The 14,392-nt window shown below is 69.1% G+C and carries 14 protein-coding genes; 1 reads left to right on the top strand and 13 read right to left on the bottom strand.

Translation table 11 applies throughout. The features are described from left to right. Positions 1-4 precede the first annotated feature (4 nt). From tsaD to glmS, 7 genes are read right to left on the bottom strand one after another with little or no spacing between them, the layout of a single operon-like run. Positions 5-1,033, bottom strand: a complete 1,029-nt coding sequence (tsaD, locus tag HF886_RS03935) for a tRNA (adenosine(37)-N6)-threonylcarbamoyltransferase complex transferase subunit TsaD (RefSeq protein ID WP_169620011.1) — start codon at positions 1,031-1,033, stop codon at positions 5-7. Between the two features lie 35 nt (positions 1,034-1,068). Then, a complete protein-coding gene (gene tsaB / locus HF886_RS03930) occupies positions 1,069-2,217 on the bottom strand; it encodes a tRNA (adenosine(37)-N6)-threonylcarbamoyltransferase complex dimerization subunit type 1 TsaB (protein ID WP_346765301.1) in 1,149 nt (382 codons plus the stop codon). A gap of 28 nt (positions 2,218-2,245) precedes the next feature. Next, positions 2,246-2,728, bottom strand: coding sequence for a tRNA (adenosine(37)-N6)-threonylcarbamoyltransferase complex ATPase subunit type 1 TsaE (tsaE, locus tag HF886_RS03925; protein WP_169651629.1), 483 nt, complete (start codon positions 2,726-2,728; stop codon positions 2,246-2,248). Further along, on the bottom strand, positions 2,721-3,779 hold the full coding sequence (locus HF886_RS03920; protein WP_169651628.1) for an alpha/beta hydrolase: 1,059 nt from the start codon (positions 3,777-3,779) through the stop codon (positions 2,721-2,723). The genes tsaE and HF886_RS03920 overlap by 8 nt, the downstream gene beginning before the upstream one ends. Next, positions 3,776-4,957, bottom strand: a complete 1,182-nt coding sequence (gene alr, locus HF886_RS03915; protein WP_169651627.1) for an alanine racemase — start codon at positions 4,955-4,957, stop codon at positions 3,776-3,778. The genes HF886_RS03920 and alr overlap by 4 nt, the downstream gene beginning before the upstream one ends. A gap of 58 nt (positions 4,958-5,015) precedes the next feature. Continuing rightward, positions 5,016-6,485: a bifunctional ADP-dependent NAD(P)H-hydrate dehydratase/NAD(P)H-hydrate epimerase gene (locus HF886_RS03910; protein ID WP_169619935.1), complete on the bottom strand. Its 1,470-nt coding sequence runs from the start codon at positions 6,483-6,485 to the stop codon at positions 5,016-5,018. A 44-nt stretch (positions 6,486-6,529) separates the two neighbouring features. After that, the gene (gene glmS / locus HF886_RS03905) at positions 6,530-8,395 is read right to left on the bottom strand and encodes a glutamine--fructose-6-phosphate transaminase (isomerizing) (RefSeq protein WP_169619936.1); all 1,866 of its coding nucleotides are present in this window, start codon (positions 8,393-8,395) and stop codon (positions 6,530-6,532) included. A 161-nt stretch (positions 8,396-8,556) separates the two neighbouring features. On the opposite strand from glmS, the gene HF886_RS03900 reads away from it, so the two are divergent. Continuing rightward, the gene (locus HF886_RS03900) at positions 8,557-9,402 is read left to right on the top strand and encodes a dienelactone hydrolase family protein (RefSeq protein WP_169619937.1); all 846 of its coding nucleotides are present in this window, start codon (positions 8,557-8,559) and stop codon (positions 9,400-9,402) included. A gap of 49 nt (positions 9,403-9,451) precedes the next feature. Here the strand turns inward: HF886_RS03900 and HF886_RS03895 are convergent, their stop codons facing one another. The 6 genes from HF886_RS03895 to HF886_RS03870 form a co-directional block, all read right to left on the bottom strand. Then, the gene (locus HF886_RS03895) at positions 9,452-10,828 is read right to left on the bottom strand and encodes a hypothetical protein (RefSeq protein ID WP_169651626.1); all 1,377 of its coding nucleotides are present in this window, start codon (positions 10,826-10,828) and stop codon (positions 9,452-9,454) included. Further along, positions 10,825-11,184: a hypothetical protein gene (locus HF886_RS03890; protein ID WP_169651625.1), complete on the bottom strand. Its 360-nt coding sequence runs from the start codon at positions 11,182-11,184 to the stop codon at positions 10,825-10,827. Before HF886_RS03890 ends, HF886_RS03895 begins: the two co-directional genes overlap by 4 nt. Before the next feature lie 139 nt (positions 11,185-11,323). Next, entirely contained in the window at positions 11,324-12,667 is a 1,344-nt protein-coding gene (glmM, locus tag HF886_RS03885; RefSeq protein ID WP_169651624.1) for a phosphoglucosamine mutase, read from the bottom strand. A 193-nt stretch (positions 12,668-12,860) separates the two neighbouring features. Next, positions 12,861-13,376, bottom strand: a complete 516-nt coding sequence (gene rpsI, locus HF886_RS21005) for a 30S ribosomal protein S9 (protein WP_169619941.1) — start codon at positions 13,374-13,376, stop codon at positions 12,861-12,863. Continuing rightward, positions 13,373-13,816 carry a 50S ribosomal protein L13 gene (rplM, locus tag HF886_RS03875; protein ID WP_169619942.1) on the bottom strand — a complete coding sequence of 148 codons (444 nt, stop codon included), beginning with the start codon at positions 13,814-13,816 and terminating at the stop codon, positions 13,373-13,375. Before rplM ends, rpsI begins: the two co-directional genes overlap by 4 nt. Positions 13,817-14,074: 258 nt before the next feature. Further along, entirely contained in the window at positions 14,075-14,380 is a 306-nt protein-coding gene (locus tag HF886_RS03870) for a WXG100 family type VII secretion target (RefSeq protein ID WP_169619943.1), read from the bottom strand. Positions 14,381-14,392: the final 12 nt, after the last annotated feature.

Below are 14,392 nucleotides of genomic sequence, written 5' to 3'. Positions count from 1 at the left end.
ACGGTCAGGCGGAGACCTGCGACACGGATACCGGCAGGCCGGGATCGGTGGCCGCACCCAGCGAGGACGGTGCCGCACCGCCGGCGATCAAGTGCGCGCCGAGCGCTGCGATCATCACACCGTTGTCCGTGCAGAGTTTCGGCCGGGGCACCCGCAGCGTCATACCTGCTGCCGCGCAACGCTCTTCGGCCAGTTCCCGCAGTCGGCTGTTCGCTGTCGCCCCGCCACCGAGCACGAGGGTGTCGACACCGAGATCCTTCGCGGCCCGGACGGCCTTCATGGTGAGCACATCGGCCACCGCCTCCTGGAAACCCGCGGCGACGTCGGCGACCGGAACAGGTTCACCCGCACGCTGTTTCGCCTCGACGAAGCGCGCGACGGCCGTCTTCAGCCCGGAGAACGAGAAGTCGTGGCGGGAGTCGCGTGACCCGGTCATCCCGCGGGGGAACACCACCGCCGTGCGATCACCTTCTCTGGCGAGCCGATCCACTTCGGGTCCGCCGGGATAACCGAGACCGAGCAACCGGGCCACCTTGTCGAACGCTTCACCTGCTGCGTCGTCTACAGTCGTGCCGAGTTCCACGATGGGCTTGCCGATGTCCTCGACATGGAGCAGGTGCGTGTGCCCGCCCGAGACGAGCAGAGCAATGCACGGCGGCATCGGTCCGTGCTCGAGGGTGTCCACCGCGACGTGGCCACCGAGATGGTTGATCGCGTAGAAGGGCACGTCCCACGCTGCCGCGTATGCCTTGGCGGCGGCCACTCCGACGAGCAGCGCACCGGCGAGACCAGGTCCGATGGTGACGCACACCGCGTCGGGCCTGTCGATCCCGGCCGCGGCGAGCGCACGTCGCATCGTCGGCACCATCGCTTCGAGATGCGCCCTGGACGCGATCTCCGGAACCACTCCCCCGAACCGGGCATGCTCGTCCACGCTCGAGGCGACTTCGTCGGCGAGAAGTTCGAGGGTGCCGTCACCGGTCCACCGCACGATTCCGACACCGGTCTCGTCGCACGAACTCTCGATACCCATCACGATGGGATTCTTCGGCAGTGCGCTCACCGTGGTCACGGTTGTCGCTCCTCTCGCGGATCCGGACGCTTCATGGTGTACGCGTCGGCGCCGCTCGGCTGGTAGTAGTTCTTTCGGGTTCCGACGATCTCGAAGCCCTCACGCCGGTACAGGGCGATCGCGGCGTCGTTGTCGGTACGCACTTCGAGGAACACCGGGCCGCCCCACCGATCGGCGGCCGCGAGCAGGTTCGCGAGCAGTGCGCCGCCGATGCCCTGCCGGCGCGCAGCGGGATCCACGCCGATGGTGTGGACTTCGGATTCGGGGAAGACGGCCGGACCCAGGCGGGCGAGTCCGGCATACCCCAGGACCCGTCCGTCGGCGTCCCGAGCGGCGACGTAATGATTGTTCGGCGACGCCAGTGCGGACCGGAACGCGGCCGCACTCCACGGACCGTCACCGGGAAACAAGATCGTTTCGAGTTCCGCACAACGGTCGGCGTCCTCGGGCCGCAATGCGTCGGTCGTCGTGCGAGTCAATGCTCGCCGGTCCGCAGTCTCCACCGCGTCGGGACGGCGCAGATACATCGGCACCAGCGGATCGGGGGTCGCGCCGGAGCCGATCGCCTCCGCGGCCACTGCCACCAGACCGGCCGGGGACGGTGTCTGCACGTCCACCGTGGGCACGTCGAACAGCGCGGCGTGCGGCGCCGAACCGGCGACTCGCACCGACGGCTCCGGGGTGACCTCGGCCGGTTTACGAACTTCGGGGCCCTCGACACGCTGATCCTGCTTGTACCGCGCCCAATAGATCTCCCGGCGACGGGCGTCGGTGACGACGAGCAGGTCTCCGCCGTCGACGTCACCGTCGAGACGACGGACATCGGCGGCGATCGCGTCGAGTGTGCACACTCCGTACACGGGAATGCCCAGGGCGTCGCCGAACGCGGCGGCTGTCACCATGCCGACGCGCAGCCCGGTGAACGGGCCGGGCCCGACGCCGACGACGATCGCGTCGAGTTCTGCCGGTGTGTGTCCCGCGTCGGCGAGGCATTCGAGAATCTGGGGAGTGAGTACCTCCGCGTGCGCGCGAGGGTTGTCCGTGACGCGCGACGCCAGAGTCTCGGGACGGGCGCCGCCGCCGAGACGGACGAGTCCGGAGGTCACGGCGGGGGTTGCGGTATCGACGGCGAGCACGAGCACGATGTACCAGCGTACCCGCCGTTCGAGTCCGTCAGCCCACCCAGGCCCACTCCGCCCGGCGGACATCGCTGTCGGGATCCCTGCGCAGACGCACACGCAGATGCCGGTCGGTGAGCTTCTCGACGAGTCCCTCGCCCCATTCCACGACCACCACCGCATCCGCCAGATCGGTGTCCAGGTCGAGCGCATCGAGTTCGTCGAGTGCCCCGGGACCGTTGCCGAGCCGGTACGCGTCGACGTGCACCAGGCCGACCGGCGGCCGGCCGTCGGCGCTGCCGGGGCGGTGTTCGCGGGCGATCACGAAGGTCGGCGACGTCACGCGTCCCTGAACCCCGAGACCGGCGGCGATTCCGCGGGTGAGCGCGGTCTTCCCCGCGCCGAGAGGGCCGTCGAGGACCACGAGATCCCCGGCGTGCAGGTCGGCAGCGAGCCGCCTGCCGAACGCTTCCGTGTCCTCCACGGTCTCGAGTTCGATGCTTCGTGACCCGGTCTCCCGGGTCTGGTCGTCAGACAATTGCGGACCGCCTGGTCGATACGTCGTGCGCGAGACCGCGCTGGATGAGGCGGTCCACCGCCCGGTTGACAACTTCGGGGAATTCGAGCTGTACGAGGTGGCCCGCACCGCGTACCCGCTTGAGTTCGACGTCGGGCAGCGCCTCGGCGAGATCCTCGGAACTCGCATAGGGAATCACCATGTCGGCGTCCCCCGACAACACCAGGACCGGCACGGTGCCGAGCACCGGTAGCGCTGCGGATTCGTCGTGCAGTTCGAGTGTCCGGAGAAAGTTCACGATGGTGAGGACGGGCGTCTCGTCGAGCATCCGATCGGAGAACCTCACCAGACGCGGGCTGACCACGGTGCCGTACGAGGCGGCCCGCAGGATCGGCGACACGATCGCCCGCGCCATGCCTCGCGCCTGCTGCACGAAACCCGGCGCCGTGCGTGCGGCGTACCGGAAGGCGTCGATGACCGGGTTGTCGAGGTTGCGCCCGATCCCGGTCTTGTTGAGCCCGGCTGCGGTGGTGGCGAGCAATCCCACTGCCACGACGCGCGGCCCGAACAGTTCGGGGCGCTGCGCCGCCAGCGCGATGGTGGTCATCCCACCCATCGAATGTCCCACCACGACCACGGGCCCGGTCGGGGCTGTGGCGTCGATGACGCGTCCGAGGTCGCGGCCCAGTTGAGCGATGGTGCATGCCTTCGCCCCCGACGCACCCGACTCGCCGTGCCCCCGTTGGTCGACGAAGACCATCCGCACGTCGCGGCCCCAGCGCTCGGCGATGTGCCGGTACTGCAAGTGCCACGACTGCATGCGCAGGCAGTAGCCGTGCACGAAAACCACGGTGAGCGGCGCGAACGGCGATCCGGCCTCCCGGACGACGAGCGAGACGTCGTCTTCGGTGTGGATCACCCGTTTCGGCAACCGCAGGATCGCGTCGAAATCTTCGTCCTCGTAGAGTTCGTGGGCGGGCATTCCCGCGGTACGTACCGCGTAGAGGCCGGCCGAGGAGGCGAGCGTGATCAGGCTGGACCCGAGCATACCCATTCGCCCCAAGACCGTCATGGCGTCACGCTCCCTTCGCCCCCGACGTAGGTTCGCACGGTGCGACCGCCGATGCCCGTGACGATCTCGTAGTTGATCGTGTCGAGCTTCTCTGCCCAATCCTGGGCTCCGGGCTCACCGTGACGACCGTCTCCGAAGAACAACGCCTCGTCGCCTTCGTTTACTCCGGCACCGTCCGGGCCGAGGTCGACGACGACCTGGTCCATGCAGATCCGGCCGATCTGCGGCCGCCGCCGGCCGCCGAGCTGCACCTCGATCCGCCCGCTGAGATTGCGGCGGATGCCGTCGGCGTATCCCATCGGCAGAAGTGCCACCGTCGTGTCGGTGGGAGCGATCCAGCTGTGCCCGTACGACACGCCCGTCCCTGCTCGAACCTTCTTCACCAGAATCACCTTCGTCCGTACTGTCATCACCGGACGGAACCCGAAGTCGCCGCGTTCCGGAATGGGTGTCAGACCGTACATCGCAATTCCGGGCCGAACCATATCGAATCGCAGGTCAGGGCGGGTGAGCGTGGCAGCGGAGTTCGCCAGGTGCACTACCTCCGGAGACAACGACCGGCGTCGCAGATCTGCGACCGCCTCCTTCAGACGGTCACGCTGCTCGTCGTTGACGCGGTGCTCGGGTTCGTCCCCGTGCGCGAGGTGGGAGAACACACCGCGCAGCCGCACCGACCCCTCGGCCTGGGCGCGCGCAAGATCGTCGACGAACACGTCCCACTCGTCGGGGGCGACGCCGTTGCGGTTGAGTCCGGTGTCGACCTTCACCGCGATCGACGCCGTCGTCCCGGTGGAATGCGCCGCTGCGACGATCGACTCGAGGTGGCGGGGCGAGGAGACGCCGAGTTCGACGTTCGCCACGATGGCGGGTGCGAAGTCCGCGTCGGAGGCGTGGAGCCAGGACAGCACCGGCGCCTCGATTCCGGCGGCACGCAGTTCGATGGCTTCACCGAGTGTGGTGACCCCGAGTTCACGGGCGCCGGCGGCGAGCGCAGCCTTCGCGACGGGCACGGCTCCGTGGTTGTAGGCGTCGGCCTTGACCACCGCCATGACGGCAGCGTCCCCGGCGAACTCCCGGAGCCGCCGAACGTTCTCGGCGACCGCGTCCAGATCGATGACCGCCTCGGCTTGAGGGCGGGCGTTTCGGGCTGAAGGCAGGGTGTGCTGGGTCGTGGTCACGTCTCTCGATCCTGCCACTGCCCGTTTTTGTACGGACGCCGTGGTCCGGCGCGTCCGGTCACGATTCGGGCATATAGGTACGGAGCAACCGCACGGCGTCGTGCAGCGAGGCGAGGATCGCACTCGCCGACACCGGCGCCGCCGACGCTGCTTGCAGGCCTTCCCCGGGCGTGCCGCCGGAAGCAGCGAGGTTGGCGGCCAACGCATGTGCCCGAGCACCGGCGGCAGCGGCGAGATCGACGGGCATCCCCGACGACAGCAGCGCGCCGATCGTTCCGGACAGCACGTCGCCGGCGCCCGCCGTCGAGGCCCAGGACCCTCCGGCGTCGTTGACGAACACCAGGCCGTCGGGCCGTGCGATCAGTGTCACGTGCCCCTTGAGCAGGACATGGACGCCCCACTCCGCGGCGAGTGTGCGTACCGCTGCGACCCGGTCCGGTTCGGGTCGTGCCCCGGTGAGCCGTGCGAACTCACCCGCGTGAGGAGTGAGCAGGGTCGGGGCGGCACGTCCCCGAACCAGGTCCGGGTTGCGCGCGAGCACGGTCAGACCGTCGGCGTCGACCAGGACCGGCAGATCGGTGGCCAGAATTGCCCGGAGGGTCTCGGCGGCCTCGGTGCCCGTGCCGCCGCCCGGGCCCACGACCCAGGCCTGCACGCGACCGGCCTCCGCGACCGAGGGTGCGGCCACCACTTCGGGGCGATGGGCAAGAACTTCGGCCGACGCGGAACCGGCGTAGCGGACCATGCCGGAGGTCGCGGCGACGGCTGCCCCCGCACACAGGACCGCTGCCCCGGGGTACTTCGCGCTGCCCGCGGAGACACCGACTACGCCCTGGCTGTACTTGTCGTCGTCCGGGCCCGGTACCGGCCAGATGGCTCCCACCTCGGCGGCCTCGGCAGCGATCAGGCGGGATTCGGGGAGTTCGAGTCCGATGTCGACGAGTTCGACCCGGCCGCACCGGGGTGACGCGAGTGCGTGGACCGGTTTGAGGGCCCCGAACGCGACGGTCACGGTTGCGCTCACCGCCGGGCCGTCCACGGCGCCGGTGTCGGGGTCGACGCCGCTCGGCGTGTCCACCGCGACGATCGGCGCGGTGATCGCGTCGACGATGTCGGCGGCGGCGGGACGCAGTGGGCCGCGACCGGAGATTCCGACGATGCCGTCGAGCACCAGGTCGGGGTCACCGAGATGCTCGGGCCGGGCCGGCACGGCACGACCCCCGGCGGCCTTCAGTGCGGCGAGACCGGCGGGGTGCGCACGGTCCGGATCGAGGAGCAGTGCGGTCACCGCGCAGCCACGCCGGCGGAGGAACGACCCGGCCCACAGGGCGTCCCCGCCGTTGTCGCCGGACCCGACGAGCAGAACAACCCGTCTCCCGGCGACTCCCCCGGTGACGGCACGCAGTTCCGCCGCGGCGACGGTCGCCAGACCGTGCGCCGCCCGGCGCATCAGCGTGCCCTCCGGCAGCGAGGCCAGCAGCGGCGCCTCCGCGGCTCGCACCGCCTCGCACGGGTAGTAGCTGCGCATCGCCCCTCCTGGGAGCCTCGTGCCGCCCGGCGGCGTGGTCCGGGTTATTCGACCGTGACGGATTTCGCGAGGTTACGGGGCTTGTCGACGTCGTACCCGCGTGCCTGCGCGACCTCGGCCGCGAACACCTGCAACGGCACCGTCGACAACAACGGCTGCAGCAACGACGGCGCCGACGGGATCTCGACGAGATGGTCGGCGAACGGGCGCACGGTCTCGTCGCCCTCCTCCGCGATCACCACGGTCACCGCGCCACGCGCCTGGATCTCCCGGATGTTGCTGAGCAACTTGCTGTGCAGCACCGCGCGGCCCTTCGGCGACGGCATCACCACGATCACGGGCAGACCGTCCTCGATCAGCGCGATCGGACCGTGCTTGAGTTCACCGGCCGCGAACCCCTCGGCGTGCATGTACGCCAGTTCCTTGAGTTTGAGAGCGCCTTCGAGCGCCACCGGATACCCGACGTGCCGGCCCAGGAACAGCACCGCCGGCGAGGCCGACAGGTCCCGCGCGAGTTGCCGGACCGAATCCATACCCTCGAGCACCTGTGCGATCTTCTCCGGCATCGCCGCCAGATCCTCGTACTCGCGTGCCACCTCGTCGGGATACTTCGTGCCCCGGGCCTGCGCCAAAGCCAAGCCGACCAGGTAGTTCGCGGCCATCTGCGCCAGGAACGCCTTCGTCGACGCCACCCCGATCTCCGGACCGGTACGGGTGTACAACACCGCGTCGGCCTCACGCGGGATCTGCGCGCCGTTGGTGTTGCACACCGCGAGCACACGAGCCTTCTGGTCCTTGGCGTGCCGCACCGCTTCGAGGGTGTCGGCGGTCTCCCCGGACTGCGAAATGGCGACCACCAGCGTCGAACGGTCCAGCACCGGGTCGCGGTACCGGAACTCGGAAGCCAGTTCCACCTCGACGGGCAGGCGGGTCCAGTGCTCGATCGCATACTTCGCGACGAGACCGGAATGGTAGGAACTGCCGCACGCGACGACGAACACCTTGTCGATGTCGCGCAGTTCCTGATCGGAGAGCCGCTGCTCGTCGAGCACGATGCGGTTGTCGACGAAGTGCCCGCGCAGGGTGTCGGCCACCGCGCCGGGCTGTTCCTCGATCTCCTTGAGCATGAAGTAGTCGTGGCCGCCCTTCTCGGCGGCGGCGAGATCCCAGTCGATGGTGAACGGCTGGGTGCGTACACCGGTGTTGCCGTCGAAGTCGGTGACCTCGTACGAGTCCGCGGTGATGACGACGACCTGGTCCTGGCCCAGTTCGACGGCGTCGCGGGTGAACTCGATGAACGCGGCGACATCGGAGGCGACGAACATCTCGCCGTCCCCGACGCCGACGACCAGCGGTGTCGAGCGTCGAGCGGCGACGATCGTGCCGGGATGGTCGGCATGGGTGAAGACGAGTGTGAACGCACCTTCGAGGCGGCGCAGCACGCTGCGCGCACTTTCCACGAAGTCCCCGGCGGTCGGGCCTTCGGCGTAGGCACGGGCCACGAGGTGCACGGTGACCTCGGTGTCGGTGTCGCTGGCCAGCTCCACGCCGTCCTTCTCGAGTTCTTCGCGCAGCGGTGCGAAGTTCTCGATGATGCCGTTGTGCACGACGGCGACCTTGCCGGTCACGTCCCGGTGCGGGTGCGCGTTGCGGTCGGTGGGGCGGCCGTGTGTCGCCCATCGGGTGTGGCCCATTCCGGCGGTGCCTGCGAAGTGGTCCTCCCCGATCTCGGCGAGTTCGGCCTCGAGGTTGGCCAGACGCCCGGCCTTTCTCTCCACTGCCAATCCGCCTCGACCGTCGAGAATGGCGATTCCGGCCGAGTCGTAACCCCGGTACTCCATCCGCCGCAGCGCTTCGACTACGACGTCGAGAGCACGACGGTGCCCGACATACCCCACGATTCCGCACATGGTTAGCAGGGTACTGGTCGCGGGCTGGACGACCGCAACTCATCGGGAACTCGGCCGCCCGCGGGCAGCTACCCGGGCACGACGCGCACCGACTTCGCGCGACACGCACGTCACGGGCACACCGGACCCGCCTCCGCGGCGTATCCGCTAACGTTCACGCCGTGGCGGCGAACCCGAAATCCCTGGCTAAGGAACTGTCCAAGCGCGGTCCGCACTCGGTGCTGCGCGGCGACCTGGCGCTCGCGGGACAACCCGGCGTGGTCTATACCCCCGCCGAAGGGTTCAACCTTCCGGCAGTGGCGTTCGGGCACGGCTGGCTCACGAATGTAGGCAAGTACACAGCACTGTTCGAGCATCTCGCGTCGTGGGGCATCGTCGTCGGGGCTCCCAGCACCGAACGCGGCCCGGTCCCGTCGGCTGTGGGGCTCGCCACCGACCTGCACACCACACTCGACATCTGCCTCGGCGTGCGACTCGGCACGGGACGCATCAGCGTCCATCCGGACCGTCTCGCGTTCGTCGGCCACGGGTTCGGTGCGGGCGCCGCAGTGCTGGCTGCCGCGCGCCGCGAGGTGGCTGCGGTCGCATCGCTCTACCCGGCACCGACCTCACCGCGTGCGTCGGACGCCGCGGCGCAGGTCACCGCTCCCGGTCTGGTCCTCGTCGGCGAGAAGAGCGTCGGGTCGATGACCAGCGACGCGGCAGCGGTGGCCGCATCGTGGGGCGGCGACGTGCAACTGCGCGTCGTGGAGAAGTCCGACGACAACGGTCTCGCCGAGGGCCGTCGCATGCTCGCCGCTCTCGGCATCGGTGGGAACGAGCGACGCACACAGCAGCACACCCGCTCGCTGCTCACCGGTTTCCTGCTCCACCGGCTGAACGGGGACAAGACCTACGCGGCCTTCTCCGACCCGACCGCCGAGATTCCGGGCTCCATCGCGCTCACCGACCCCAACTCCATCGACCGCGAACTCGGCAGCCAGATCAATCTTCTTCTCGGACGCTGATCCTGCTCGACGCGCGATCGCCCACGGCGACTGCGCCTTTCCCCGGGTGTCAGAGCGGCCCGGCTTCGGCAAGTACCACCCCACCGTGGGGGTCACCGGGTTGCCGGCTCGCCCGATCCGTCTCGGCAACGGCCGGCGCAGGGGGAGATGTCGAGGTGTCGCGGCGGCCGGACGCGCGCGGAACGGCCACCGGGGGGATGCCACTTGCGGGCGTCCCGGATGGATGGATCTCGTCACCCACCGGCTCCGGTGGCGAACTGCCCACAGGTGTGGCGACCGCGCTCGGGTTCTCGGTCGGCAATCGATCGGGGGGCCTGTCCACCACTGGTTCCACCGGCACCAGGTTCGACGCCGACGGTTCCTCGGATTTGCCGGACGGCTCTGTTTCCCCGTCGGATCGGGTCGTCGGCGTTGCTGAGCCTGGCGCGGACGGCTCCGCATCGGGAGGCGCGGCGGGGGGTGTGGCGCCGGGCGACATCGCGGCATCCGTGGCGGCGTCGAGCATCGCGGTCGCGGCCCGCACTCCCGATCCGGCCAGGTCGAGTACGGCACCGGCGAGACCCGCTGCCGCGACGACGAGATCTACTCCTGCTCGTACCGGGTCGCTCCCGTCATCCCCCGACGGCGGCACGTTCGGAGCGAAGCCCGATCGGATACTGCCCGGCACCGACCCGCCGAACGCGGCTCCCACCCCACCGAGGTCTTCGATACTGGCGAATGATGCTGCCAGAGAGTCGAATACAGATCTGATCGTTCGATCGGTGTCGTCACAGACTCGCAGCACACCGTCGATCGCAGCGCCGAACTCCGGGGTGAACGTCTCGCGTAGCCATCGCGAGCATTGCTCCGCCGTGGCAGCCGGGTTGCCGGACCCGTGATCGGCGGGAGGAAACCAGCCCGCCACCTGATCCGGAGTGGGACCGCCGGATCCACCCGACGCGCCGGCAACAATCACCCGGACTTCGTCGGCAGTACGTCCGCCGACGAGGCGTCCCTCGAACGCGCCGACGACGCGCGCCTTGTCGCCGACGATCACAGCGATGTCCGCCGCAGCGGTGGCGAGAGCACGCGAGAGCGCGTCCACCCCGCTCTGCAGTGCCCACCCCTGGGCGACAACGGCGTCCAGGCGCGACCGGGCGGTGTCGGCGGCACGTCCCTGCCAGACTTCCGGCAGGCCACGCACGTGACCGCTCTGATCCTCGACATGCCCGCCGAGCAGACAGGCGAGCCGAGCAAGATCCGAGGCGTCGGCGACGAGCGTGGCGAGATCGAGGCCGCGCTGTTCGTCGTACCTCTCCCGCAGCGACTCGGCCGTGACGGAAGACGCGATGCCCAGCTGATGCGCACAGGGGAGGTAGTCGGCGAAGAACGTCAGACCGCCGGCGCCCGTCTCGAGGATGCGGGCCGGGTCGGGTGCCGCCGTCATCGTGACCAGCGGCCGGGATCGCCCCGGAGGGTATCCGGGCCCGGCACACGGGCCAGATCGTCCGCTGTCGCCGCATCGCGCTCGGTGTAATGGTCGGCTGCGGTGCGCAGCGCATCCACGTGTGCGTTCACCGTCGCCACCCACTCGTCACAGGCCCGGCGCACTCGCCGGTATCCGTCGTCGACGACGGCGCCACAATTGCGGTAGTGCTCGCCGGCTGTACGTGGACCGAACTCGAGGTTTCCCAGCACATGACGGCATTCGTGATCGGTGTCGTCCGCGGATCTCGCCAATCGACCCGCTATCGACGTGACGCCCTGCTCGTCGAATCGCACACGATCCCGTGGTGCTGCCATGTCCCGCCCCTCCCCCGCACTGCGTTCGCAGGGTTGGACGCAGCGACGCCCCCTCCGGTTCCCTCATCGTGGAGGGGTCGGGAGGGGGCGTGGTGCCGATACGGTCCCAGCGGGGACCGGATGAGGGGCTGTCCTGGCGTCAGACGCCCGCCACGACTCCGGCCAGCCGGTCGGCGAGAGCGCGGGCATGGCTGTCGTCGGCGGCCTCGACCATGACGCGGACGAGTTGCTCTGTCCCGGAGGGCCGCAGCAGCACGCGTCCGGTCTCGCCGAGTTCACGCTCCACTTCGGCGACGGCGCTCGCGACAGCAGGATCGTTCGCCACCGCCGCCTTGTCGCTCACCCGGACGTTGACGAGCACCTGCGGGAGGATGGTCATCACCGACGCCAGCTCGGTGAGCGAGCGTCCGGTCGCGGCGATCCGTTCCATGAGCCGCAGTCCCGTCAGCACGCCGTCGCCGGTCGTGCCGTGTGCGGGGAGAACGATGTGCCCGGACTGTTCGCCACCGAGGCTGAATCCCCCGCGGCGCAGTTCCTCGAGCACGTAGCGGTCCCCGACCCCGACGGTCCGGACGGCAATTCCGGCGTCCTTCATCGCGAGGTGGAGGCCGAGGTTGCTCATCACCGTCGTGACCAGCGTGCCGTCGCGCAGTTCACCCGACTCGTGCATGCTCAGCGCCAGGATCGCCATGATGGCGTCGCCGTCGACGACGGCACCGGACGCGTCCACCGCGAGGCAACGGTCGGCATCCCCGTCGTGAGCGAGACCCAGATCCGCGCCGTGTTCCAGCACAGCTTTCTGCAAGCCTTCGAGATGTGTCGAGCCGCAATCGAGATTGATGTTGAGCCCGTCGGGCTCCGCACCGATTGCGATCACCGTCGCGCCGGCGGCCTCGTAGGCTTCGGGGCCGACGCGTGACGCCGCACCGTGCGCACAGTCGACGACAACCGTCAGACCCGTGAGGGGATGATGCATCGTCGACGCGAGGTGCGCGAGATAACGGTCCACGGCGTCTTCGGCGACCCGGACGCGTCCGATCCCTGCTCCGGTGGGGCGTGCCGGTGATCCGTTCTCGCCCTGGAGTACCGCTTCGATGCGGTCTTCGACCGAGTCCTCGAGCTTGTGCCCACCCGCCGCGAAGATCTTGATGCCGTTGTCCGGCATGGGATTGTGCGACGCGGAGATCATCACTCCGAGGTCGGCGCCGTACGCGGCGGTGAGGTACGCGACTGCGGGAGTAGGCTGCACGCCCACCGACAGCACATCGACGCCGGCTGCGGTGAGCCCGGCGGTGACGGCGGCCTCGAGCATCTCACCGCTCGCGCGTGGGTCCCGGCCCACGACGGCCACCGGCCGTCGTCGGCCGGAATCCACCGGCGCCAGCACCGCGGCAGCACCACCGGCCAGACGCAATGCCAACTCCACCGTCAGCTCGGCATTTGCCAAGCCTCGAACTCCGTCGGTGCCGAACAACCGACCCATAGACACGCCCCTCACCATTCACTGCGGTCACTACCGCGCAATGCTCCCCTGTTCCGCGGCACGGCGTACCCGGCCCCGGAATCTGACGGAAGACAGAATGCACGAAAGCAGGCGCCGGTAGCGAATCTCTACCGACGCCTGCTCTCGTGGTCGAACAAGTGCCGAGACTGACCAGGTCAGCGTCGGCGACACATCAGCGCTTGGAGTACTGAGATGCCTTACGGGCCTTCTTCAGGCCGTACTTCTTACGCTCGACGGCACGCGGGTCACGCGTGAGGAAGCCGGCGCGCTTGAGCGCGGGGCGATCCTCGGGAGTGACCTCGATGAGTGCACGTGCGATGGCGAGACGCAGCGCGCCGGCCTGGCCGGACGGGCCGCCACCATGCAGGCGAGCGTGGATGTCGAAGCCCTCGGGGCGCTCGACGGTCACCAGCGGCGACTTCACGAGCTGCTGGTGCACCTTGTTCGGGAAGTAATCCTCGATGGTGCGACCGTTGAGGACGAAGTTGCCGGAGCCGGGCACCAGACGCACGCGGACCACGGCCTCCTTACGGCGACCGACGGTCTGGATCGGACGGTCGAGCACGATCGGAGCCACGGGCTCCGCAACAGCCTCTTCGGCCACGTACTCGTCTGCAGCGACCTCGACGTTGTCGGCGAACTCTTCGACGTTCGTCACGTTCTCGTTCTGTTCCTCGGGTGTCGTCACTGTGCCACCTGCTTGATCTCGAACGGCACCGGCTGCTGCGCGGCGTGGGGATGGTTCGGGCCCGCGTAGACCTTCAGCTTCTTGGCGATGGCGCGGCCGAGCTTGTTCTTCGGGAGCATGCCGGTGACGGCCTTCTCCACGAGACGATCGGGGTTCTTGTCGAGAACCTCGCCGACCGAACGACCCCGCAGGCCACCCGGGTAACCGGAGTGGTGGTACAGGAACTTGTCGGTCCGCTTGTTGCCGGAGATGGCGACCTTGTCGGCGTTGATGATGACGACGAAATCACCGCCGTCCATGTGCGGAGCAAAGGTGGGCTTGTGCTTGCCACGGAGCAGGTTCGCCGCCTGCACCGCGAGGCGGCCGAGGACCACGTCGGTGGCGTCGATGACGTGCCACTCGTGGGTCAGCTCGCTGGCCTTCGGTGTGTACGTAGACACAGAATTTCCTCGTCTATCGTTTTCGCTGCTGGCCCGCGTGCCGCCGATGGTCACACCCGGCGGCCAGTTGAGACCCGGGATGAGATGTTCGCCGCGCACAAGGCAACGACGACGGACGACACGCCGAGGAACCACTTTACCGGCGTAGCGGCCGGTAGGTCAAAACGCGTCCGGACGGCACAACGTCCCGGCGGCCTCTCCACCACCGGGACGCAGTGCCGTGGGTTCTCCCCCTGCACCCACCGGACGCACCGGGTATCACCCCGGGAAGCGTGCCTGGTTCCTCCGTTCGGTTGCCAGCATGTCGTCGTTGCCGCTCGACACGATCCGGCCGATGTCCTGCAGCACCTGGATCAGGCCCGCTTCGGCCCGGTTCCACCGCTGCTGCGTCGCGACGTAGTCGGCCTGCGCCTCACCACTCCACGTGGCCACCAGCGGCGCTACCTGCGATTCGATCCGGTCGAGCGTGTCCCTGATCGCCTTCTCGCCCGAGACGAGACGCGCGTGCAGATCTGCGACGCCCGCGAAATTCTGGAAGATCTCGGATCCACCGTCGACTGTCACTGTTCGTTCTCC

The sequence above is a fragment of the Rhodococcus sp. 105337 genome, from assembly GCF_012844225.1.
GTDB lineage: Bacteria > Actinomycetota > Actinomycetes > Mycobacteriales > Mycobacteriaceae > Rhodococcus.
This window is presented reverse-complemented; position numbering and strand designations above follow the sequence as displayed.

Excerpts from the sequence above, each read along its gene's own strand:
- tsaD (WP_169620011.1), bottom strand. The coding sequence starts at position 1,033 with ATGGGTATCGAGAGTTCGTGCGACGAGACCGGTGTCGGAATCGTGCGG.
- HF886_RS03920 (WP_169651628.1), bottom strand. The coding sequence starts at position 3,779 with ATGACGGTCTTGGGGCGAATGGGTATGCTCGGGTCCAGCCTGATCACG.
- HF886_RS03910 (WP_169619935.1), bottom strand. The coding sequence starts at position 6,485 with ATGCGCAGCTACTACCCGTGCGAGGCGGTGCGAGCCGCGGAGGCGCCG.
- glmS (WP_169619936.1), bottom strand. The coding sequence starts at position 8,395 with ATGTGCGGAATCGTGGGGTATGTCGGGCACCGTCGTGCTCTCGACGTC.
- HF886_RS03895 (WP_169651626.1), bottom strand. The coding sequence starts at position 10,828 with ATGACGGCGGCACCCGACCCGGCCCGCATCCTCGAGACGGGCGCCGGC.
- HF886_RS03890 (WP_169651625.1), bottom strand. The coding sequence starts at position 11,184 with ATGGCAGCACCACGGGATCGTGTGCGATTCGACGAGCAGGGCGTCACG.
- glmM (WP_169651624.1), bottom strand. The coding sequence starts at position 12,667 with ATGGGTCGGTTGTTCGGCACCGACGGAGTTCGAGGCTTGGCAAATGCC.